This is a genomic window from Kitasatospora sp. McL0602 (assembly GCF_052076145.1).
In the GTDB taxonomy this organism is placed as follows: Bacteria; Actinomycetota; Actinomycetes; order Streptomycetales; family Streptomycetaceae; genus Kitasatospora.
Genome location: NZ_CP197246.1, coordinates 6124478 through 6145933 on the forward strand (window position 1 = coordinate 6124478; position 21456 = coordinate 6145933).

General features: G+C 72.1%; 15 protein-coding genes. 8 read left to right on the forward strand and 7 right to left on the reverse strand.

All coding sequences use genetic code 11. The features are described from left to right. Nucleotides 1-12 precede the first annotated feature (12 nt). Nucleotides 13-1368 (reverse strand): ABC transporter substrate-binding protein, encoded by a 1356-nt coding sequence (locus tag ACR68M_RS27790; protein ID WP_441246876.1) that lies wholly within the window; start codon nt 1366-1368, stop codon nt 13-15. A 231-nt stretch (nt 1369-1599) separates the two neighbouring features. On the opposite strand from ACR68M_RS27790, the gene ACR68M_RS27795 reads away from it, so the two are divergent. Beyond that, on the forward strand, nt 1600-2682 hold the full coding sequence (locus tag ACR68M_RS27795) for a LacI family DNA-binding transcriptional regulator (protein ID WP_441246877.1): 1083 nt from the start codon (nt 1600-1602) through the stop codon (nt 2680-2682). Between the two features lie 77 nt (nt 2683-2759). Here the strand turns inward: ACR68M_RS27795 and ACR68M_RS27800 are convergent, their stop codons facing one another. The 5 genes from ACR68M_RS27800 to ACR68M_RS27820 all read right to left on the reverse strand — a co-directional run bounded on the left by ACR68M_RS27800 (nt 2760) and on the right by ACR68M_RS27820 (nt 10369). Beyond that, nucleotides 2760-4280 carry a cellulase family glycosylhydrolase gene (locus ACR68M_RS27800; protein ID WP_441246878.1) on the reverse strand — a complete coding sequence of 507 codons (1521 nt, stop codon included), beginning with the start codon at nt 4278-4280 and terminating at the stop codon, nt 2760-2762. Nucleotides 4281-4354: 74 nt separating this feature from the next. After that, on the reverse strand, nt 4355-6328 hold the full coding sequence (locus ACR68M_RS27805) for a glycoside hydrolase family 6 protein (protein ID WP_441246879.1): 1974 nt from the start codon (nt 6326-6328) through the stop codon (nt 4355-4357). A gap of 272 nt (nt 6329-6600) precedes the next feature. Continuing rightward, on the reverse strand, nt 6601-8409 hold the full coding sequence (locus tag ACR68M_RS27810; RefSeq protein ID WP_441246880.1) for a DUF4082 domain-containing protein: 1809 nt from the start codon (nt 8407-8409) through the stop codon (nt 6601-6603). Nucleotides 8410-8461: 52 nt separating this feature from the next. Then, nucleotides 8462-9625, reverse strand: a complete 1164-nt coding sequence (locus ACR68M_RS27815; protein WP_441246881.1) for a glycosyltransferase — start codon at nt 9623-9625, stop codon at nt 8462-8464. 237 nt (nt 9626-9862) lie between these two features. Then, on the reverse strand, nt 9863-10369 hold the full coding sequence (locus ACR68M_RS27820; protein WP_441246882.1) for an NUDIX hydrolase: 507 nt from the start codon (nt 10367-10369) through the stop codon (nt 9863-9865). A gap of 127 nt (nt 10370-10496) precedes the next feature. On the opposite strand from ACR68M_RS27820, the gene ACR68M_RS27825 reads away from it, so the two are divergent. Both ACR68M_RS27825 and ACR68M_RS27830 read left to right on the forward strand, forming a co-directional pair. After that, nucleotides 10497-11639 carry a hypothetical protein gene (locus tag ACR68M_RS27825; protein ID WP_441246883.1) on the forward strand — a complete coding sequence of 381 codons (1143 nt, stop codon included), beginning with the start codon at nt 10497-10499 and terminating at the stop codon, nt 11637-11639. Between the two features lie 147 nt (nt 11640-11786). Further along, on the forward strand, nt 11787-13064 hold the full coding sequence (locus ACR68M_RS27830; RefSeq protein WP_441246884.1) for an aspartate aminotransferase family protein: 1278 nt from the start codon (nt 11787-11789) through the stop codon (nt 13062-13064). A 64-nt stretch (nt 13065-13128) separates the two neighbouring features. Here the strand turns inward: ACR68M_RS27830 and ACR68M_RS27835 are convergent, their stop codons facing one another. Next, on the reverse strand, nt 13129-14241 hold the full coding sequence (locus ACR68M_RS27835) for a glycosyltransferase (RefSeq protein ID WP_441246885.1): 1113 nt from the start codon (nt 14239-14241) through the stop codon (nt 13129-13131). 465 nt (nt 14242-14706) lie between these two features. Between ACR68M_RS27835 and ACR68M_RS27840 the strand changes: the two genes are divergently transcribed. From ACR68M_RS27840 to qhpG, 5 genes are read left to right on the forward strand one after another with little or no spacing between them, the layout of a single operon-like run. Further along, nucleotides 14707-16212 carry a ferritin-like domain-containing protein gene (locus tag ACR68M_RS27840; protein ID WP_441246886.1) on the forward strand — a complete coding sequence of 502 codons (1506 nt, stop codon included), beginning with the start codon at nt 14707-14709 and terminating at the stop codon, nt 16210-16212. Continuing rightward, nucleotides 16209-17648 (forward strand): hypothetical protein, encoded by a 1440-nt coding sequence (locus tag ACR68M_RS27845; protein ID WP_441246887.1) that lies wholly within the window; start codon nt 16209-16211, stop codon nt 17646-17648. The genes ACR68M_RS27840 and ACR68M_RS27845 overlap by 4 nt, the downstream gene beginning before the upstream one ends. Continuing rightward, nucleotides 17645-18508 carry a hypothetical protein gene (locus ACR68M_RS27850; RefSeq protein ID WP_441246888.1) on the forward strand — a complete coding sequence of 288 codons (864 nt, stop codon included), beginning with the start codon at nt 17645-17647 and terminating at the stop codon, nt 18506-18508. The genes ACR68M_RS27845 and ACR68M_RS27850 overlap by 4 nt, the downstream gene beginning before the upstream one ends. Nucleotides 18509-18518: 10 nt before the next feature. Further along, a complete protein-coding gene (locus ACR68M_RS27855) occupies nt 18519-19982 on the forward strand; it encodes a radical SAM protein (protein WP_441251734.1) in 1464 nt (487 codons plus the stop codon). Further along, nucleotides 19979-21451, forward strand: coding sequence for a flavin-dependent monooxygenase QhpG (gene qhpG / locus ACR68M_RS27860; RefSeq protein ID WP_441246889.1), 1473 nt, complete (start codon nt 19979-19981; stop codon nt 21449-21451). Before ACR68M_RS27855 ends, qhpG begins: the two co-directional genes overlap by 4 nt. Nucleotides 21452-21456 lie beyond the last annotated feature (5 nt).

The window sequence follows — 21456 nt, forward strand, 5'->3', positions numbered from 1 at the left end:
GACCGGGCAGGGCTACTGGACGGTGCCGGCGATCTGCTGGACGGTGGTGTTCCAGGCGTCGCCCGCGCTCTTGTGGTTCTGCTCGACGAGCAGGATGCCGTTGCTGAAGTCGTTCTGCAGGTCACCGGCGTGCGGTCCGGTCTCGGCGGGCCGGATCGCCTTGGCCGCAGTGGAGAAGATCTGCCCGGTGGCCGCGTTCGGCCCGATGTACGGGTTCTTGAAGTCGGCGACCCCGGGGAGCGAGTAGGCGCCCTGGTTGGAGGGGATGTTGCCGACCTTCTGGAAGACCTTGGCCTGCTGCTCCGGCGCGGTGAGCCAGGCCACCAGCGCCTCGGCCGCGGCCCTGTGCTTGCCGGACGCCGGTACGGAGAGGAAGGAGCCGCCCCAGTTGCCTGCGGCGGGCGCCTGCGCGACGTTCCACTTGCCCGCGTTGCCGGGCCCGGAGTACTTCTCGATGTTGGCCTGCTGCCAGGACGGGCAGATGGTGGTGGCGAAGGTGGAGTGCGAGAACGCCGTCTGCCAGGGGGTGTCGAACTCCTTGAGGCCCTCGGAGGTGCCGGCCGCGTCGGCCTCCATGGCCAGACCCCAGGCGCTCTTGACGCTGGGGGAGTTCTGGTAGTCGAGCTTGCCCCCGCTGTAGTACTGCTGGGTGCTGCTGGAGACCACGGCGTTGAAGAGGCCGGTGGCGGAGTCCATGAAGAAGGTGCCCTTGGGTGCCTTCGCCTGGAAGGCCTTGCCCGCCTGCACGTACTTGGACCAGTCACCGGCCCAGAGCGCGCCGACGGCCGCCGGGTCCGACGGGAGCCCGGCCGCCTGGAAGAGGTCCTGGCGGTAGCAGACGGCCATCGGGCCGACATCGGTACCGAGGCCGATGGTCCGGCCGTTCGCGGTGGTGGCCTGCTGCCACTTCCACGGCAGGTAGTCGCCCTGGCTGACGCCGGGCGCCTTGGCGAGGTCCTCGAAGGCACTGCTCAGCGCGTCGGAGGTGGCGAGCGCTATCCGGCCGACCTCCAGGGCCTGCACGTCGTCGAGCCCGCCGCCGGCCGCGAGGTGGGTCTGCAACGCCGTCCAGTAGTCGGCCTCCTGGGTGGTGGTGTTCTCCTTGACGGTGATGTTCGGGTGAGCAGCCGTGTAGGCGTCGAAGAGGCCGGCCTCCTTGTAGCCGAAGGTGCCGAAGTCACCGACGGTCAGGGTGATCTTCTCGTTCGCGTCCGCACCGGCGCCGTCCGAACTGCTGCCGCCGCCGGAGGAGCAGCCGGTGAGCAGGAGCGCCGTGGTGACGAGCGCCGTGGCGGCGGCCGACAGGGGCGCGCGGCTGCGGAGGCGTCTGCGGGGGTGGGGGGTGCGGGGTGCGGTGGCGGGGTGCAATTCCAGCTCCTTGTTCCGGGACACGGCGTTCGGGGCGGTGCGTGGGGCGGTGCGTAGGGCATCATGGGAGCGTGATGTGGGAGCGCTCCCATGGGCTTGCCGGAAGGTTCCTTCCTGCCGGGGGTGCGTGTCAAGGGGGTTGGCCCAACACGTCACCGCAACGGGTCCGGGTGCCGGGGCCCCTGACATGATGGGCAGCAGCCCAGGCCGAAACCGTTCACGAGGTGAGTCATGAGTCCCACCGCACAGCGCCCCGCCGGGCAGCAGACCCCGCTGCCCGCCGCCGGTGTGCCGGGCGGAGGCGGCACGGGCCGCCCCACACTGGAGGAGGTCGCGGCGCTGGCCGGTGTCGGCCGGGGGACGGTGTCGCGGGTGATCAACGGCTCGCCCCGGGTGAGCGAGAAGGCACGGGCCGCCGTCGAGCAGGCGGTGGCCGAACTCGGCTACGTGCCCAACCGGGCCGCGCGCACCCTGGTCACCTCGCGGACGGACGCGATCGCGCTGGTCGTCCCGGAGGCCGAGACCCGGCTCTTCTCGGAGCCCTACTTCTCCGACATCATCAGCGGTGTCTCCGCCGAACTAGCCGACACCGACATGCAGTTGCTCCTGGTCCTGGTGCGAAACCAGCGTGAGCGCGACCGCCTCTCGGCCTACCTGAAGGCCCAGCGGGTGGACGGTGTCCTGCTGGTCGCCGTGCACCGCGACGATCCGCTGCCCACCGTCCTGGAGGAGCTGCGCATCCCCTCAGTGCTGGTCGGCCGGCGCGGTGACCAGGAGCCCCTCAGCTACGTGGCCGCCGACAACGCGGGCGGCGCCCGGATGGCCGTGCGCCACCTGCTGCGGCGCGGCTGCGAGCGGATCGCCACCATCACCGGCCCGCTCGACATGGAGGTGGCCCAGGCCCGGCTGGGCGGCTACCGGGCGGCGCTGGAGGAGGCCGGTCGCCAGTACCGCGAGGAGCTGGTGGGCCTCGCCGACTTCACCGAGGAGAGCGGCCGCTCCGCGATGCGCGCGCTGCTGGACCGCGTACCGGATCTCGACGCGGTCTTCTGCGCCTCGGACGTGATGGCCGCAGGCGCCCTCCAGGTGCTCCGGGCCGCCGGGCGCCGGGTGCCGGACGACGTCGCGCTGATCGGCTTCGACGACTCCATCGTGGCCCGGCACACCGACCCCGCACTGACCAGCGTCCGCCAGCCGATCGACGTGATGGGCCGCACGATGGCCCGACTGCTCCTTGAGGAGATCGCCGACCCTGGCCGCGCCCGGCGGCAGGTGGTGCTGGCGACGGAGCTGGTGGTGCGGGAGTCGGCGTAGCCGGCGCGGTGGACGGCCGCCGTGCGGTGCCCCGCCGACCTGGCCAGGTCGGCGGGGCGGGGCGCTAGGTGAGCGTTCTAGCCCAGTGCCGCCAGGTGCGCCCGGTACCCGGCGCCGAACGCCGTCGGCGTGCCGTCGTACCCGCTGATCAGGGCCGGGCCGGAGGAGCAGTCCCAGGTGTTCCAGGTCCACGCCAGGTACGAGACTCCGTGCTGGTCGAGCCAGGGGAGCAGCGAGTCCAGGTAGCCGTGCGCGCAGTCGTTCTCGCCCAGTTCGCCGGTGACCAGCGGGACGGCGGCCGCCACGGGGGCCAGCTGACTGTCCCAGCAGGACGACGAGACACAGCTGTTGAAGTTGTACGAGTGCCAGGACGCCGCCAGGTTGTGCAGTGGGTCGGTGGGCTGGTGTGCCGACCACCCGGTGAGGTCGTTGGCCCAGGTGAGGCCGCCGAGCATCAGCACGTTGTCGGCGCCCGTCCCGCGCACCGCGTTGACCAGGGACTGCATGCCGGCCACCTGGTATCCGATACCCGGGCACGTCCCGCCGTCGCGCCAGCAGGCCCAGCCGGTGGTCTCGTTGCCGGTGGCGCGCTCCGGGTAGGGCTCGTTGAAGAGGTCGAAGACGGTGGCGTCGTCACCCTTGAAGGTGGTGGCCACCGACTGCCAGAACGGCACCGCGTTTGCGGCGTCCGGCATCGGCTTCTGGCAGGTGGCGGTGGCGCTCGCGCAGGCCGAGGCCGGGCCGGTGTAGACGCCGTCGGTCCAGTGCAGGTCCAGCACGACGGCCAGGCCGTTCTGGTGGACGAGCGAGACGTAACTCCGGACGGCGTTGATGTAGTTGTGACCGCCGTACGCGGCAGGGACGTTGGGGAGGCCGAGCCAGCAGTCCTCGTTCAGCGGCACGCGGACGGCGGCCAGGTGCCAGCTCTTCATCGCGGTGACCGAGGCCTGGTCGACCGGGCCGTCGAAGAGGCCGTTGCCCTGGACGCAGGCGAACTCCGCCCCCGAGCGGTTGGCGCCGTGCAGGGTGACCGCCTGGCCGGCCGCGTTCACCAGGTGGTTGCCCGAGACGTGCAGTGCGGGCGCGCCGCCGGGGGGCGGGGTGGGGGTGCCCGTCGGCGTCGGCGACGGCGTGGGCGTGGGCGTGGGGGACGGCGACGATTGCGGACCGCACGGGACGGCGTTGACGGTGAAGGCGGTGGGAGCGGAATTGGCGCCGCTGTAGTTGAAGTTGGCGCTGGTGGTGTAGCTGGCGCCCGGACTGATCGGGCCGGCCCAGGTGGGGCTGGTGACCGTGATGTTCTTGCCGCTCTGCGTCCAGGTGCCGTTCCAGCCGCTCTGCAGCGTCTGGTTGCCGGTGTAACCGTAGGCGAGGGTCCAGCCGTCGAGGGGAGCGTTGCCGGTGTCGGTGATGGTGAGGTTGGCGGTGAAGCCGCTGCCCCAGTCGTTGGTGCTGTAACTGACGTTGCACGAGAGGCCGGTGGCGGCCGGGACCGCGGCCGCCGCAGGCGTCCCGAGGCCGCTCGGCGGCGCCAGCAGCGCGGCGCCGAGCACGACCGCCCCGGTGCCGGCGACCGCGAGGAGGGAACGGGATGACATGGGATCACTCCTGGTCGTGAGAGCCGGGCCGGGCCGGGCCCGCGATCGCGGACCCGGCTGGCCTTGACGGAACGTCAGCTTGCGGTGCAGGTCAGGGTGGCGGCGGAGTTGCTGCCGGAGTAGCTGCCCTGGAAGCCGAAGGCGGTGCTCGCACCGGCCGCGAGGGCGCCGTTGTAGCTCAGGTTGGTGGCGGTCACCGTGGTGCCGCTCTGGCTGGCGGTGGTGTTCCAGCTGCCGGCGAGCTGCTGGTTGCCACCCCACTTCCAGCTGACGACCCAGGACTTGGTGGGTGAGGTCCCGGTGTTGGTCACGGTGACGTTGGCGGTGAAGCCGCTGCCCCAGTCGTTCGTCACCGCGTAGGCGGCCGAGCAGCCGGCGTTGCCGGTGCCGCCGCCGCTGCTCCCGGTGGTGGCCGTCACGGCGGCGGAGGCGGCGGAGACGTTGCCGGCCGCGTCGTGGGCGGTGACCGTGTAGGAGTAGGCGGTGGACGCGGTCAGGCCCGTGTCGGTGAAGGTGGTCCCGGTGACCGTGCCCACCTTGGTGGCGCCCCGGTACACGTCGTAGCCGGTGACGCCGACGTTGTCGGTGGACGCCGTCCAGGCGAGCGAGGCGCCGCTCGCGGTGGTGCCGGTGACGGTCACGCCGGTCGGGGCGGTCGGTGCCACCGTGTCGGAGCCGCCGCCACTGCTGCCCAGGGGCGGGTAGGCGTTCGCCAGCAGCTGCTGGAACTGCGCGGAGAACCAGTCACCCGCCAGCGGTGCGTTCGGCAGCGCGCCGGACATCTTGAAGTTGTTCCGGGCGTTGCCGGTGTACGTCGGGTCGCACATCCTGTCGAAGCCCTTGCCCTGGTCGTTCGGGATGGCCTGGCTGGCGCCGTCGGACTCACCCGGCGGCTTCACCCAGACGTACGCGTCGATCCCGGTCGCCGGGGCGGCGGTCGGGCGCTCGCCGAGGCCGGCACCCGCCTGGTTGCACCAGTTGCCGGTCTGGAAGCGACGGTCGAGCCGGCCGCCGTCCACGTAGGCGTCGACCGAGGTCTTCGGCCCCGGGCCGGCGGGCCGGTTGGGGCCGCCCCAGCCGTTGCGGGAGGTGTCGATCAGCATGCCGACGCCCGCGTCGAAGCCGGCCGCGACCGCCTTCGTGCGGAACGCCTGCGCGTAGGACTGCTCGTCGACGTACTGGTTCCAGTCGACCCACTTGCTCTGGCGGACGGAGGTGCCGTTCACCGTGTCGCCGATGCTGAAGTTGGGCTCCTTGAGGGCCGAGTAGTTGGCCGTGTTGACCACGAAGCCCTGCACGTCGGCGACGGTCGCACCGTTGGCCATGGCGGCCTGGTGCAGGATGTCGACGGCCGGGCCGAGGTTGGAGTCCCAGCCGAGCCAGCCGTGGTGGCCGGCGTCGAGGTAGTTGTAGACGTTGGGGATCGCACCCAGCTTGGCGAGCGCGTAGCCGACGCCGTTGACGTAGTTCCCGTTGGCCTTCATGGTGTCGCAGGCCGGCGTGGCGGTGGCGGTACCGCCGGTGTTGGTGACCAGGTTGGGCAGCGAGTCGAGCTCGATCGTGGTCACGATCCGCAGGTTCGCGTAGGCCGGGTCGGCCAGGATGGCGGCGATCGGGTCGATGAACTGGCTCTCGTAACGGGGGAGTTCGGTGGGGCCGAGCTCGCCGTTGGAGGACAGCGCGGAGCAGTCGCGGCCGGGCAGGTCGTAGACCACCACCTGGAAGACGAAGGGCCGGCCGGCCGCCTGCTTGACGGCGTTGTTGAGGTGGTCGCGCAGGCCGAGGTGGCCGGTGCTGCCGCTGATCGCAGCGATGTGGTCGAGCCAGAGGGAGGTGGGCTGGTTGGCGACGGCGCTGCCGCCCGGCTCGGCGGCGGCCTTGGCGGACCACTCGGGGTTCACGTAGACGCCGGCGCCGACGTAGGGGTTGTCGACGCGGGCGGTGGCGGCATGGGCCGACTGGGCGGCCGTGATCGGCAGCAGGCCGGTGATGGCGAGAGCCGCTGCGGCCGCTGCGGTGTGCAGGCGACGGGCAAGGGGGGATGGCACGTTCGGGATCCTTTCGGGTGGGGGAGGGATCCTGGATGGACGTGGCGGGAGACCGGCGTGAATGGGAGCGCTCCCACGCATGCTGTCCCACGGGCTATGAAGCCATGGGTCTCGGGGGGCGTCAAGGCATCGGACAGTGCCGAACTCTGGCGTGCTAGTGGCCATTTGGGAGCGCTCCCGTATTTGGCATGGTCAGCGCGGTCAACACGGTGGGCAGTCGGCCGACGCCCCGGCGTCGGGTAATGGCCCCCGTCGACTGAACGGCGTAGGGCTCAGAGGGAGTACGTGTGCGGCTGGTAGGCCGTGAAGCGATCGGTGAAGTGGCCGTCGACGGCCTGGAGTTCGCGGCCGTCCTCGGTGTGCACCGGGCCGGTGTAGCGGCCGGGGAGGGTGAAGGACGCGGTGGCCGGGCCGCCCGCCGGGAGGCTGGGGGAGTCGGTGGCGACGGCCAGGACGGTGGTGTGGCCGTGGGCCCGGCGGAGGGTGGCGGTGACGGGGGCGCCGTCGGTGCTGACTCCTACGACGACCGGTGGGGCGTTCCAGTACGCCGCGTACTGCTGCGCGTCGGCGTCCACCTGCTTGATGGTGGCGGTCGAGGTGCCGTCGCGCAGGCAGGCGTCGTCGGCGGCCGGTGCGGCGAAGGAGTGGCAGAACCAGCTCAGCCCGGTGGCGCCGTTGACCAGGGCAGCCCAGGCTGCCGCCCGTACCTGAGCCGGTGAGGCGGCCTTCGCGCCGCTCGCGGTCGCGGAGTCGGCGAGCATCTGCACCGGCGTCTCCAGGAACACCCACACCGGTTTGCCGGGGGAGAGCAGCCGGGTGCGGGCCGCCGTCCGGGCGTACGTGCGGACGCCCTTCGTGGTTGCGGGGGAGGACGGGTCGCTGACGCCGTAGAAGTCGACCGAGACGATGTCCGCCGAGGCCGTGTACTGCGAGAACTCCGTCGGGCAGCCGGGGCTGATCGCCCCACCGGCCACGCCCCGGCCGAAGTTGACCAGGACCGGTCGGGTGCCGTCCTGCCGGTGCAGGCTGTCGGAGTAGGCCCGCAGCTTCTCGGGCGGCAGGCAGCCGGCCCCCTTGGCGGTGCCGTCCGGCACGTTCATGTCCGGTTCGTCGGTGAGCTGGTAGCCGGTGAGGCTGCCCGTGCCGAGCCGGGCGGCCTGGGCGGCGAGCGGCAGGTCGGCGGTGGCGCACGGCCAGCCGCTCCCCGGTACGGGGTCGCAGGCCTGGCCGCCAGCGATCACCGAAAGACCTGCCGCCGCAGCCGACTTGACCTGCCCGTGGTCGTCGGTGGGCCAGCCCCACAGCCCGACGAGGGTGTCGATGCCGAGCGCCCGGAAGGCGTGGGCCTCGTCGGAGCCCTGGAACGGTGTCGTCGGGTCCTGCATCCAGACCCCGACGGGCACCCGGTCGGCGTCCCTCCAGGCCGCCGTGCCGGGCCACTTGGCCCAGTAGTCCGGGGTGAAGGCGGCGGGCACGTGGGTCTCGGCCTTGGTGGCGGAGAAGACCACGTCGACGTAGTAGTCGGTGTTCTCGTGCGACTGCGCGGGGAAGGCGAGGGCCGACCCCGAGGCGAAGCTGCCGCCCACCGCCGTCAGCGGGCCGGACTCGTACACCACCGGGCCACCGTCGAAGGCGTACGGCGCGGCGGCGTAGTGCCCGGCCGGCGCCAAGTACGAAGCGACGTAGGTGACTCCGGGCTGGATGGGCACCGGCTGGTCGAAGTCTGCCTGCTGCCACCCGGTGGCCGTCTCGTGCGGGAAGGTCACCTTGGCGAGCTGTCGGCCCTGGGCGTCCCAGAGGGCGCCGACGTGGGTGCCCGTGTTGGCCGCGCCCTTGAAGAACCGGACGCCGCTCACCGTACCCGCGAGGGTGCTGGTGAACCGGACTCCCACCGTGGTGGCCGCCGGGTCGGCGAAGGCGGCCGTGGCCGGTACGGCCGAGCCGAAGATCGTGGTCGGCGCCCCGGCCGAGGCGGCGCCGGGCGGCGGTGGGTTCGGGTGCGGCCGGGGGGCCACGGAGGTGCAGGAGGTCGTACCCAGCAGCAGCGCCAGACTCAGCGCCGCGATGGTGCGGTGGCGCACGTGGTTCTCCTCGGTGACGCCGGAGGATGCCCTCCGGCGTCGAGCTGGTTCGTCAGGTTTTGGGGTGCCCCTCGACCAGTGCAAGCAGGTCGGCTGCCCGCGCCTGCCAGGAGTCTCCCGCCACGGCGGCCCGACGGGCCTGCGCCGCGCCGGTGCTGTCGGGCGTGGCGGAGGTGGCGGGCGCGTCGGGCGTGTCGGAGGTGTCGGGTGCGGCTCGTGTCGCGAGTGCGGCGAGTTCGGTGCCGACGGCGGCGACGAACTCGTCCGGGGAGGCTGCCACGGCGATCTGCTCGGCGTAGCGGCGCACCTCGGGGAAGTCGATGCTCACCACCGGCAGCCCGAGGGCGAGGTACTCCTTGAGCTTGATCGGATTGCAGTGCCGCACCCAGTCGTTGTCCAACCACGGCATCAGTGCGACGTCGAACCCGCGCCCGTAGGCGGGGATGTCGGCGTACGGCCTGAAGCCCAGGTGGTGCACGTTCGGCAGGGTGGTGAGGGCGCTCAGATCGGCCGTGGTGTCGCCGACCAGGACGAGTTGGGCGTCCGGGTACTCCTTGGCGACGCGGCCGAGCAGGTCGAAGTCGACCACGAAGTCGTCCAGCGCACCGAAGAAGCCGATCCGGGGGTGCGGCACGGCCGCCAGGTCGGCCGGTTCGCGGGCGTCTGCGGCCGGTGTGCCGAAGTGGTCGAGATCGACGCCGTGGTCGAGGAAGACGGCGCGGTCGCCGGTGAGTTCGTGCTCGGCTGCCATCAACTCGCTGCTGACGTACAGCACATGGTCGGCGATCTGCATGAGTGACCGCTCCAGCCGCTCGACCGAGGCGGTGTCCGCCTCGGGGAAGGCCGAGTGCCGGTCGGAGCGGTTGTAGACCAGGGTGCCGAGCCGCAGGTGGCCGACGACGTCGGCGGCGGTCGGGATGGTCGCCACACACACGTCGGTGGTCATGCCCAGGCTGCGGGCCGCCCGCCGGACCTGGAGCGCGATCAGTCGGGCGTTCAGCGCCCGAGCCTTCGCGCTGCCGTAGAAGGGCAGCAACACCGGTGTCATGACGGCGAATCCGGGCAGGCCGGGGACCGGGCGCTGGACCTTCCGGGCCATGCTGCGGGCCTTGCGCAGGATGCGCCGCAGCGGTTGGGTGCTGCGGCCCGGCAGCGGCATCCGCATGGCGATGCTGTTGACGAAGAGCACCTGGCGGTGCTCGGCGAGATTGAGCATCAACTGGACGTCCGAATGCGCCCGGTTGTGGTACCACCAGTCCTGTGCGGCGAAGCAGACGTACCCCGGCTTTCCGGTGCGCCGCCCTGAACCCCTTGCTGAGCTGTCTGCTGAACCGCCTGTCGAGCTGCCTGTTGAGCTGCCCACTGAACCCCCCACGATCCGGTCTCCCTCCGGTTCGAACCCCGGGTCAGGCTATCCGTCGGGGTGGGCGGTTCGGGCTGCGTTCGGCAGATTTCAGTGGTGCCAGGGTAGTTGGACGGGAATGTCCGGCGGGCCGTCGGTGTCCAGCAGGCGCAGCAGCTCGGTCAGGCCGTACGGGTGGACCGTCTCGTCGCCGGTGGCGAGCTCGGCCCGTGTCCACCAGCGGTGTCCGGCGTAGTAGCTCATCTCGGCGGTCAACTGGCCACTGATGTCGACCTGGTGGGAGATCACGCGATGCTGGAAGTAGTGGTCGGTGAACACCCCGGCGGCCCAGCCGAGGTCAGCGTACCCGCTGGTCAGAGCGACCGGGCCGCCGAGCTGCTCGGGTGTCACCCGGAGTCCGGTCTCCTCCGCCAACTCCCTTGCCGCCGCCTGGGCGAGGGACTCGCCCGGCTCGACGCCGCCCCCCGGGGGCATCCAGCAGTGGCCGGCGCCGTGGTCGGCGGGGTCGAGATGCGACTTCAGGAGCAGCAGCCGCCCCTCGCCGTCCAGGAGGAGGACCCGGGAGGTGATGCGTGCCTGATCGGCTTCGTCGTCCACTGTGACATGGTATCGGCAGCCTGGTCTGACGTGATGTCACTTCAGGGATGTCCCTTCAGCCCGTAGGGTGTCGACCGGCCGTGGGGTGTCTTCCGGCCGGCCGGTCGGGGGCGCGAGGTGGGGGCGGATGATGGAAACGGAAGAGCCCGATTACCCGGCAGGGCGGGAGCGCGGGCCGTCCGTGCTGCTGCCGCTGTCGCTGGGCGCAGTACTGATGGGCCTGGTGCTGGTGGTGACGACGGTGTGGATGGCGCGGCTGGACGGCGCCTCCCCGGGGTCCGGCGCGTTCCCCAGTGCCGGGGCCGAGGCGCTGTCCGGTGACACGCTCACCCAGGTCGACTACGCGTTACGGGTGCGCCAGGACCAACAGGCGCTGGACCGAGGGCTGTTGGTCCATACGGTGGTCGACGCACTGGACGTCGGCGACGACGCCGAGTTCAGCGTCAAGGTCTTCGATCTGGGCAGGGCGGCGGAGACGTCCGGGCCGGTCGTGCCGGTGCTGCCGCCCGGTGTCGTCGCCGCCCCGGACAACGTGCCGACCGGCGGCGATCTGAGCGTGACCCTGGAGTGCGAGCACATCATCTGCTCGGCGTACGACTCCGCGCGCAAGCCGGTGGTCGGCAAGGGGTCGACCGGGGTCTGGACCTTCGGTCTGACCGCGCACGAGACCGGCCAGGCGCACCTGCACATCGTGACGCAGGTGTACCGGGGCAGCAGTGACGAGGTGCTGGTGGGTGCGGTGCCCGTCGACGTCGACATCTCGGTGCGCCGCACCTGGTCGTACACCGCCTCCCGTGCGGCAGGCTGGCTGCTCGGCACCGGCCCGGGGATCGGCCTGTTCTCGGGTGGGGTGGCGGCGGGCACCGCCGGTACGGCCTGGCGCTGGGTGCGCGGTCGCCGACGGCGGACGGACGTGGAACGCGTGCTGGCCGCCATCCCGCGCGCCGAGCAGGGCGACCGGCTGCTGTTCGGGTTGCTGCACGAGACCGGCCGCCCGGTGCGGGAGGTGCTGGCCGTCCAGGGCGCCGACGTGCGGCTCGGCCGGGGCCCGGTGGCGGTGGGCTTCCCCGGGGCGGCCGGCGCCACCCGTCCGGTGCCTATCGCCGACCGCGGCACGGCGCGGCTGCTCCGCCGGGCGGCGGAGAGCACCGGTGGCCGACTGCTGACGGCGGAGGGTGAGCCGCTCTCGCTGCCGAGGGTCGAACAGCGGTGGGAGCGGCACTGCTCCCGGCTCGGTCTCGACCTCCCGCTCGGCGCGTTGGGCCGCTGAACCAGGGACCTGCGGCGGGGTGTTGCGGTAGGTTGCCTGGACGCATCGCCGGGCACGCACGGTGACCGGCCGGACACGTCCGGCCCAGGTCGCCCGTGAGGCAGCGCCCGGCCAGGGAACCGCCGCAAAGGAAGCGAGAGCCGCGCCATGCCGAATCTCCTCAGCCGCCACCGCGCCGTCATGCCGTCCTGGGTCTCGCTCTACTACGACCAGCCGATCGAGATCGTGAGCGGCCGGGGGTGCCGGGTCACCGACGCGGACGGGCGCAGCTACCTGGACTTCTTCGCGGGCATCCTCACCAACATGCTCGGCTACGACGTGCCCGAGGTGCGGGAGGCCGTCGAACGCCAGCTGCGGACGGGTGTCGTCCACACCTCGACGCTCTATCTGATCCGTTCCCAGGTCGAGCTGGCGGAGCAGATCGCCGGGCTCTCGGGCATCGAGGACGCCAAGGTCTTCTTCACCAACTCCGGCACCGAGGCGAACGAGACCGCGCTGCTGCTGGCCACCAACGCCCGCCGCTCCGACCAGGTGCTCGCTCTGCGCAACAGCTACCACGGCAGGTCCTACGCGGCCACGGCGGTGACGGGCAACCGGAGTTGGAAGAACTCCTCGCTCTCCCCGGTCAATGTGCACTATCTGCACGGCGCCGACCGGGCCCGCTTCGCGCAGCTCTCCGACCAGGAGTACCTGGACTTCTGCGCGGACGACCTGCGGCAGGTGCTCGCCACGGCGACGGCCACGGACGTCGCCTGTCTGATCGCCGAGCCGGTGCAGGGCGTGGGCGGCTTCACCGCCGCGCCGGACGGGCTGCTCGGGACGTACAAGCGGATCCTGGACGAGTACGGCATCCTGCTGATCTCGGACGAGGTGCAGACCGGGTGGGGCCGGACGGGTGACCACTTCTGGGGCATCCAGGCGCACGGCGTCACGCCGGACGCGATGACCTTCGCCAAGGGGCTCGGCAACGGCTTCGCGATCGGCGGGGTCGTCGCCCGGGGTGAGCTGATGGACGCGCTGCCCGCCTACGGCATCTCGACCTTCGGCGGCAACCCGATCGCGACGGCGGCGGCCAAGGCCACCCTCGACTACCTGCTGGAGCACGACCTCCAGGCCAGTGCGCAGCGCCTCGGCCGGATGATGATCGAGGATCTGCGGAAGGCCGTGGAGCAGCTGGCGGTGGGCGGCGAAGTCCGGGGCAGGGGGCTGATGTTCGCCGTCGACCTGGTCGACCCTGGCACCGGCGCGCCCAGCCCCGCGCTGGCTGCGCGGGTGCTGGAGGAGGCGCGGCGGCGCGGCCTGCTGATCGGGAAGGGCGGGCTGCACGGCCACACGCTGCGGATGGCCCCGCCGCTGACCCTGAGTGACGAGGAGGCCCGGGAGGGCATCGGCCTCCTCGTCGACTCGCTGACCGCGGTGTGCTGAGCGTGGTGTGCTGACTGGGGTGTGCTGACCGCGGTGTGCTGAGCGCTCGGATCGGGGCCCTGGGTCAGGCGAGCGCCTCGAAGTAGGGCACCAGCTCCGCCGGGGAGGGCAGGGAGGCTATCTCGGCCTGCGTGGTGGTGGCGGCCTTGCGCAGGCCCTCGTCGGTGATGAGCCGGGTCAGCAGGGTGGCGTCGACGTCGTCGCTGGTCGCGCGCAGGGCGAAGCCGAGGCCCTGCGCGGCGTCGACGTTGATGAAGTGGTCGGCGCCCTGCGGGAGGATGAGCTGCGGAACGGCCAGGGCGGCGGCCGTGAGCAGGGTGCCGGAGCCGCCGTGGTGCACGATCGCGTCGGCCGAGTCGAGCAGTTGGGCGAGCGGCACCCAGGGCAGCGGCCGGACGTTCGCGGGCAGCTCGCCGAGCGGGCCGAGGTCGGCGTCGCCGACGGCCAGCAGGAAGTCGGCGTCGACCGAAGCGGCCTCGGAGATCATCCGGACGAGCGGGTTGACGCCCGTCCACTCCGTCAGCACCGTCCCGAGCGTGACGGCGATCCTCGGCCGGTCGCCCCGGCCGAGGAGATCCCGGGGCACCGTGCCGCCGCCGTTGTACGGGACGTATCGGACCCGCCAACCGGTGCCGTCCCCGCCGAGGGTGGCCGGCACGACGTCGAGGACGGTGTGGGTGGCCGGGCCCTCGACGCCGTGCGCCTCGTACTCGGCGGACAGCAGCCCGGCGAGCGTGCCGACCATGCCGAAGCCCGACATCACCCCGAAGTTGTGCACCACGGCGGGTATGCCGAGCTTGGCCGCCACCAGCGGCGCGGCGGCCTGGAAGGCGGCGTGCACGATCACGTCCGGCCGCCAGGCGGTCGCGACCGCGAGCAGGCCGTCGAGCGAGGCCCGGCCGTGCTCGGCGAAGCCGAGGCCGGCGAGCCGGATGGTCTCCTCCTGGCTGCGGTCGCGGGTGACGTACTCGGGATTCGGGTCGGCCCGGCGGAAGGCATCGAACAGGGTCGAGCCGTCGCCGATCTCAGCCGTCGGCAGGCCGCTGTGCCGCAGCATGTCGAGCGGGGTCGACCCGGCGAACAGCACCTGGTGCCCGGCGGCTCGCAGGGCCTGGGCGGTCGGGACCATCGGGAAGACATGGCCTGCGGAAGCCGGGCCGGTGAACAGGAAACGCACGGTGCCACTCCTAGCCGTGAAGCTGAAGCCCTTGAGAGCGTCTGACGAACCGTCGAACGCTGTCGATGGGTCGTCAAGTTCCCGAACAGGGAACGAATTTAGGACGGATTGTGTGTCGAGAATGGGAATACGCGGGAATGCCAAGGAAGTCCGGCTGCGAACACTCGGCCGATTCGCCCGAATGTGAGCGCACTCCGGCGGCCTTCCCGTCGGGGGCGCATCCAAGGCGTGCGCCCCCAGCGCGAGCAGGGGAAATGCGCTCGCGGCCGGACGGGTGTAAGGGCTCGACAGCGGCGCTCGCCGCGCGGCAGGCTGAGGCCTCGAAGTCACTTTCCGTGACGCTCTTCCGGTACGAACGAGGGAGTGGCCATGCGGTCGAGGATCACCCGCCACCTGGGGTCCGTCCTACCGGAGCTCCTCCTGCCCGAGCTATCCGGCTCGCCTGAGTCGGCTCAGCTTTCCCGGTTGGGCGAGCTGCCCGGGGCGCCCGTCCTGCCACCCGAGTTCAACTGGCGCGACTACACCGTGATGCTGCTGCACGTCGCGGCCGAGATCGAACACTCACTGATGGTGCAGTACCTCTACGCGGCCTACTCGCTCGGCGGCCCGCAGGTGCCGGAGGCGCACCGGGAGAGCGTCCGGCGCTGGCAGGAGACGATCCTCGGCATCGCAAAGGAGGAGATGGGCCACCTGCTGACGGTGCAGAACCTGCTCACCGCCCTCGGCGCGCCCGTCAACCTGGACCGCGAGGACTACCCCTGGGGCACCGAGTTCTACCCCTTCCCGTTCACCCTGCGGCGGCTCACCCTCGCCTCGCTCGCCACCTACGTCTGCGCCGAGAGCCCACCCGGGTGGGCCGGGGCGGAGGCCGACGCGATCAAGGAGCTGGCCGGCTGCGCCGCCGGGCAGCCCGTCAACCAGGTCGGAGCGCTCTACCGGCGGCTGACGGCCGTCCTGGCCGACAAGGAACGGACACCGGACGTCGCCTTCCAGGCCGCGACGCTGCCGTACCAAGCCTCCTGGGACGAGTGGGGGCGCGGCTACACCCGGGGCGAGCGCGGCCAGGAGTCCGGCAACGTCCCCGACACGAAGTCGGCCGAGCTGCTCATCCGCGGCGTCCACTCGCGGGATTCGGCGGTCAAGGCCCTGCACGACATCGGCGAGCAGGGCGAGGCGTTCGAGGAGGTGAGCCCGGACGGCGACGGTGACGCCGGGGAGACCTCGCACTTCCGGAGGTTCCTGAGCATCTTCCAGGAGATCACCGCACTGCCCGAGGGCGACCGGGAGCTGATCTCCCGCCCGGTCGCCGACAACCCCCGCACCGCACACCGGTTGAACGAGGAGACCGCTGCACTCGCGGCGGGCGTCGGCCGCCAGACCACCCGAGAGATCACCGACCCGGTGACCGCCGGGTGGGGCCACCTCTTCAACCTGCGCTACCGGATGCTGCTGGTCGACATCGCACACGCCTTCCGGCTCTCCGGGCCGCTGGACGACGGCACCGTGCTCACCGCCCGAGGCTCGCTCATCCACCGGGCCTTCGCCGAGATGTACAACCTGCGGGCCATCTCCGGCATGCTCGTGCAGCTCCCGCTCTCCGCGAGCGAACCCGACGGCGACCGGGCCGGTCCACCGTTCGAGATGCCGTACACGTTGGAGCTGCCCGATCAGGACCGCAACCGCTGGCTGCTCCAACGGGATCTGCTGCAGGCGTCCCAACTCGCGGTCGCGGCAGTGCGACGAGCCCCGGGCGCCGTCAGCGGGGCCGTCCCGTACCTGGTGGCCCTGGCCGAGTCGGACCGGATCTCGCTCCAGCACGTCGAGCGAATCCTCGACGCCCACGGCCTCGGCAGCCCGAACGGCAGCCCCAACGGCCGCGCGCACGGGCAACTGAGCGGGCATGTCGACGGCCGGGCCGCCCGAGCGGTTACCGACCTCTCCCCGCCCCTCACCGATCTGGAGCGAGCATGAGCATCCTCGAACTCCGCATCCTCCCACCGCTGGCGGTCGGTCGGCTCGGCGCAGCCGACCAGCCGATGGACAACTACGAGCTGGAGGTCGACCCCGCGCAGCCGCTCGCCCGGCGCAAGCTGCGCCCGGCGCCGACCTTCACGGTGGACGGGACGACGGGCGAGATCACCTCCGACGCCCCGCCGCAGCACCTCCGCTTCACGGCCGACGGGTGGGTGCGCCCCGTCGCGCCCTTCCTTGAGGTCTGGGCCCTCACCGCCCCCGGCAGGCTGGAGCCCCTGACGGTCGCGCTGCTCGCCGAGCACGGCCTGACGCCGGGTGACGTGACGTGGTGGGCGCACGTGGCCAACCACAAGCTCTACCGCCGCACCTGGGACGAGGACGACCGGATCGACGCCCGAGTCGCCCCCTTCCAGGACCACGAGGTGCACCCCCTCGAAGGCAGCTGCCCCAACTTCTGGCCGGGCCGTACCCTCCCGCTCGGTCACGTCCGGTACATCAGACCGACCGACCGCTTCCCCGGCATCCGCCTGCGCTTCACCCCGGCCCGGGGCTACGTCTACGGCTCAAGCAAGGAGCAGCCGGAGGCGGACGCAGCCCGGCAGCCCGCGGACCGGAACGTGCACGCCGTGCTCTACGACGGGAACCGGGGCAGCTGGCTCGGCCACGTCGACCAGGGCGGTGACCCCAGGCTGACCATCCCCAACAGCATCTACGCCGGAGACCCCGCCGGGGCGGACTGGGTCAGCCGGGGCTACCTCGACGACGAGTGCGACGGCCTCGTCCACGTCCGGCTCGCGGTCGGTGGCAGCGTACTGACCGCCTACAGCCGGATCGGCGCCGGGCCGCCCGCGTACGCGCCCGACAGCCTTCCCGTCCGCACCGTCGCCGACGAGCTCGACCAGGCCATGCACGGCCCCGAGGTGAGCCCGGCCGACGCGGATGCGGGCGGGCAGGGCCTCGCGGTGGCCGAGGAGATCGTCCGCCGGGCGGTGGAGTCCGTGCGGCTGATGAACACGGCTGTGATGAACGGCAACACGGTCGACGGCCGGATCGACATCGGCAGCACCATGGTCCGTCAGGACACCGCCGACACCGGCCGACTCTTCGCGCCGATCATGGCCCCCTCGTTGGTGGACACCACCGCGCTGCTCAATCTCCACCAGGCCGTGCTGACCGGGTTGCGCAGTGGCACCGCACCCTGGTTCGCCGACGTTCTCCGCAACCACAACGAGATCGGTGATCTCTCGGCGAAGGGCCGCCGCAAGATGCCGGCCCTGATGCGCGGCGCGGACGGCCGTGCCCTGGCCCTGACCCGCCGCCAGGTGGACCTCGTCCGGAAGGTCGCCCGTCGGGAGATCTTCGAGGCCGACGGCCCGTCCGCACAGCGCCCGGCCGCCCACGGCACGCCCCCGGAGCAGGAGGAGCAGGGATGACCTCGATCGACCCGAAGAACCTCACCGCCCAGCTGACCTACCGGGCCAGTGGGAACCCGCCGAGCTCGCTCACCAGCTCGGCGATCTCCAACGCCTTCCCCGGCCTGGAGTTCGACTTCCGCAACATCTGGCGCCGGGTCTTCCGTGGCATCGAACTCCACGAGGCGGACAACTACGTCGTGGCCGCCCACGGCGATCTCGCCCGGCTCAAGGGCCGCCGGCTGCTGCGGGTCGGCGGAGTCCCGGTGGTGGTGGCGCTGACCGGCCCGCAGCGCCCCGGTGCCGACTCCGTCCCGCTCACCTCCGCCACCAACCCGGACGGCGTGACGATGCTGGAGTGGTCCAACTCGCTGGCCCAGGCGCTGAAGGACCACGCGGGCAGCGAGGTGACCTGCGAGTTCACCAAGGTCGAGGCTCCCAACCCGGTCGGCATCCCGGACGACAGCAGTCAACTCGAAGCGGTCGACCTCCTGGTCGAGCCGCTGTTCCCCCGGAGTCCCGTCGTGGACGAGCGCCTCGCCGTCATCGACGAGGCCCTGGTCCGGCCCGGCGAGCTGACGTGGGGTCTCTGCTCGCCGTGGCAGAACGACTACCGTGAGTGCGCCTGCTACTACTGGGCCGCCAGCCGCCCGGACTACGTCAATCTCGACGTGGACGAGCAGGGCACCACCGTCGGCAACAGTTGGCTCGCCATCGACCGCGAGCCCCGGCAGTACGTCCTGGACGACCGGTCCGACTCGCGACTGCTCTCGTACGACGACCTCTTCCAGGACTGGCAGGGGAGCCTGCGGTTCATCGTGGACGGCCGCGACCACGACGAGAGGCCCGTCCCCGGGGCCGTCGACGGACAGGGTGGGTGACCGGGTGACCATGCACCTCGATGCCTCGGACCGCGCCCCCGACCGCGCCCCCGGACGGGCTCGCGAGCTCTTCCGGCAGTCCGCGCCGCTCAGCCCGGACATCCACCTGATCAGGACCGATGCCGGTCACCACCTGCTCACGGTCGACGGCAGCCGGGTCTTCGACGTCGACGAGCAGACCTATCAGGCCCTCGACGAAGCCCGGCACGGCCCGGACCAGGCCGCCGCAGGACGGCTGCTGGCCGGCCTCGGCCTGCACGGGCCCCCGGCGATCGATGACACCCCGCTCCCGGCACCACCCGTCCGCGCTCTCTCCCTCTCGGTGGCGCAGAAGTGCAATCTCGGCTGCACCTACTGCTACGCCCAGCAGGGCAGCTTCGGCGGCCCGGACAAGAACATGCCCCCGGAGACCGCCAAGGCCGCCGTCGACCTGCTCTTCAGCGAGGCGGGCCCCGGGGAGCGGGTCAATCTCTCCTTCCTCGGCGGAGAGCCGCTGATCAACCGGCCGGTGGTCCGGGCCGCGACCGAGCGGGCCGTCCGTCTCTCCGTCCGCTCGGGGGTGCCCGTCACCTTCTCCATCACCACCAACGGCACCCTGCTGACCCCGGACGATGCCGACTTCTTCGAGGCCCACGGCTTCGCCGTGACCGTCAGCCTCGACGGAGACCGGGCGGAGCACGACCTGCTCCGCCCGTACCGGGGAGGCCGGGGCAGCTTCGACACCGTCCTGGCCAAGGTGAAGCCCCTGCTCGCCCAGCAGCGCCGGATGCAGGTCTCCGCCCGGGTGACGGTCACCCCGAGGAATCTCGCCCTGCGCGACACCCTCGACTCCTTCGTCGGCCTCGGCTTCCACAGCGTCGGCTTCTCGCCGCTGCTCAACTCGCCGACCGGGAAGGAGGAGCTGGCTCCGGCCGATCTGGAGGCGATGCTCGACCAGATGGTCTCCTGCGGCGAGGAGTTCGAGCGTCAGGTGGTGGCCGGGCGGCGCTACCCCTTCGCCAATCTGGTCAACTCCCTGCGAGAGCTCCACCAGGGCACCCATCGCCCCTACCCGTGCGGCGCCGGGGCCGGGTACCTCGGCGTCTCCGCCGACGGTGAACTCGCCGCCTGCCACCGCTTCGTCGGCGACAAGGCCGGAGCGATGGGCGACCTCTCCGAAGGCATCGACCCCCGCCGCCGGCTGAGTTGGCTGGCTGATCGGCATGTCCACCGCCAGGACCCGTGCCGGAGCTGCTGGGCCCGCTACCTGTGCGGCGGCGGCTGCCACCACGAGGTCATCCAGCGCGGCCGACCCGCCTGCGACTACATCCGTGGCTGGCTGCACTACAGCCTCGGCGCCTACAACCGCCTGCTCGCGAGCCGTCCCGACTACTTCACCTCTGCCGGACCACCTGTTGCCGGACCGCCTGTTGCGGGACACCCGGCCGCCGGACCGCCTTCCGCTGGGCTGCCGGCCGCCCGCGCCGAGCCGTGACGGGGGAGCCCAGCGCCCCGGTCGAGACCGAGGTCTGCGTCATCGGCGCGGGCCCGGCCGGGGCGGTCTGTGCCAAGCGCCTGGCCGAGCTCGGCCACCAGGTGCTCGTCGTCGAACGCCACCGCTTCCCCCGTCCCCACATCGGCGAGGCGCTCACCCCGGCGGTCTGGCCACTGCTGGACGCGCTCGGGCTGCGCCCGGCCGTGCTCGGCGTCCTGGGGGAGGGCGGCTTCCGGGCCGCCACCGAGACCTGGCTGCGCTGGTCCGACGACCAGGCCCGGATCGTCCGGCTCTCCCCGGGAGCCCCCGGCCTGACGGTGGACCGCGCCCGCTTCGACCACCTGCTCCTGGACGCCGTCCGGACGGCGGGTGCCCAGGTGCTCCAGCCCGCCACGGCAGGTTGCCCGAGGCGTACCACGTCCGGCTGGTCGGTCCCGCTCCGTACGGCGGGCGCCGTCGACCGCGTCGACTGCCGCTTCCTGGTGGACGCGAGCGGGCGCAGCCTCGCCCTGGGCAGCGGTAGTCGCCGACCGACCGGGCCCCGGACGCTCGCCCTGCACGCCACTTGGCGCGGGTCGTCGGTCAGCTCGTCCGCCGCAGGGGGCCCGGTGGCCGGACCGGCCACCCGGGTCTCGGCCGGTCCGGAGGGCTGGTGCTGGGGCACGGTCCTGCCCGATGGGTCCTTCCGGGCCATGGCGTTCACCGATCCGCAGACGCTCCGCAGGTACGGCACCGGCCAGGCCGCCCTGGCTGCCTGCTACCAGCACCTGCTGCGCGACTCCGACCTGCTGGCGGGTCTCACGGCCCCGATGCTGGTCAGCCGGGTTGCCGCCTGTGATGCCACCGGCTACGCCGACCCCGATCCGGTCACCGAGTACAGCATCCGGATCGGCGAGGCGGCCTTCGCGCTCGACCCGCTCTCCTCCTCGGGCGTGGACAAGGCCATGCAGAGCGCGATGGCCGCTGCCGTCACCGTCCACACCCTCCTGACACCCGAGCAGGACCGGTCGGCGCCGCTCGCCCTCGCGTACTACCGGGAGAACCAACGCCGTTCGGTCGACCAGCACACGGCCTGGGCTGCCGCCCACTACGACGAGCAACGCACCCACCGGGCCTGCCCGTTCTGGCAGCTCCGCGCCCGTCCCGGGGCCGAGCTGCCCGCCGATGCCGCACCACTCGCCCCCCTCCCGGCTCAGGTACGGCTCTCGCCCGCCGCCCGCCTGGTCGACACCCCCTGCGTGGTCGACGACCGGATCGAGCTGCGCCGAGCGCTCGCCCACCCCGCGCTGCCCAGGCCCGTCGCCTACGTCGCGGGCGTCGAGCTGGCGCCGCTGCTGACCCCGATACAGCATCCGCCGTTCCCGGATCTCGCTGACCTGCTCCGGGCCTGGAGTGACCGACTGCCGCCCGGCCAGGCGACGGCCGTCGTCCGCTGGCTGCACCGGCACGGCATCCTCCAGCCCGGGTGACCCAC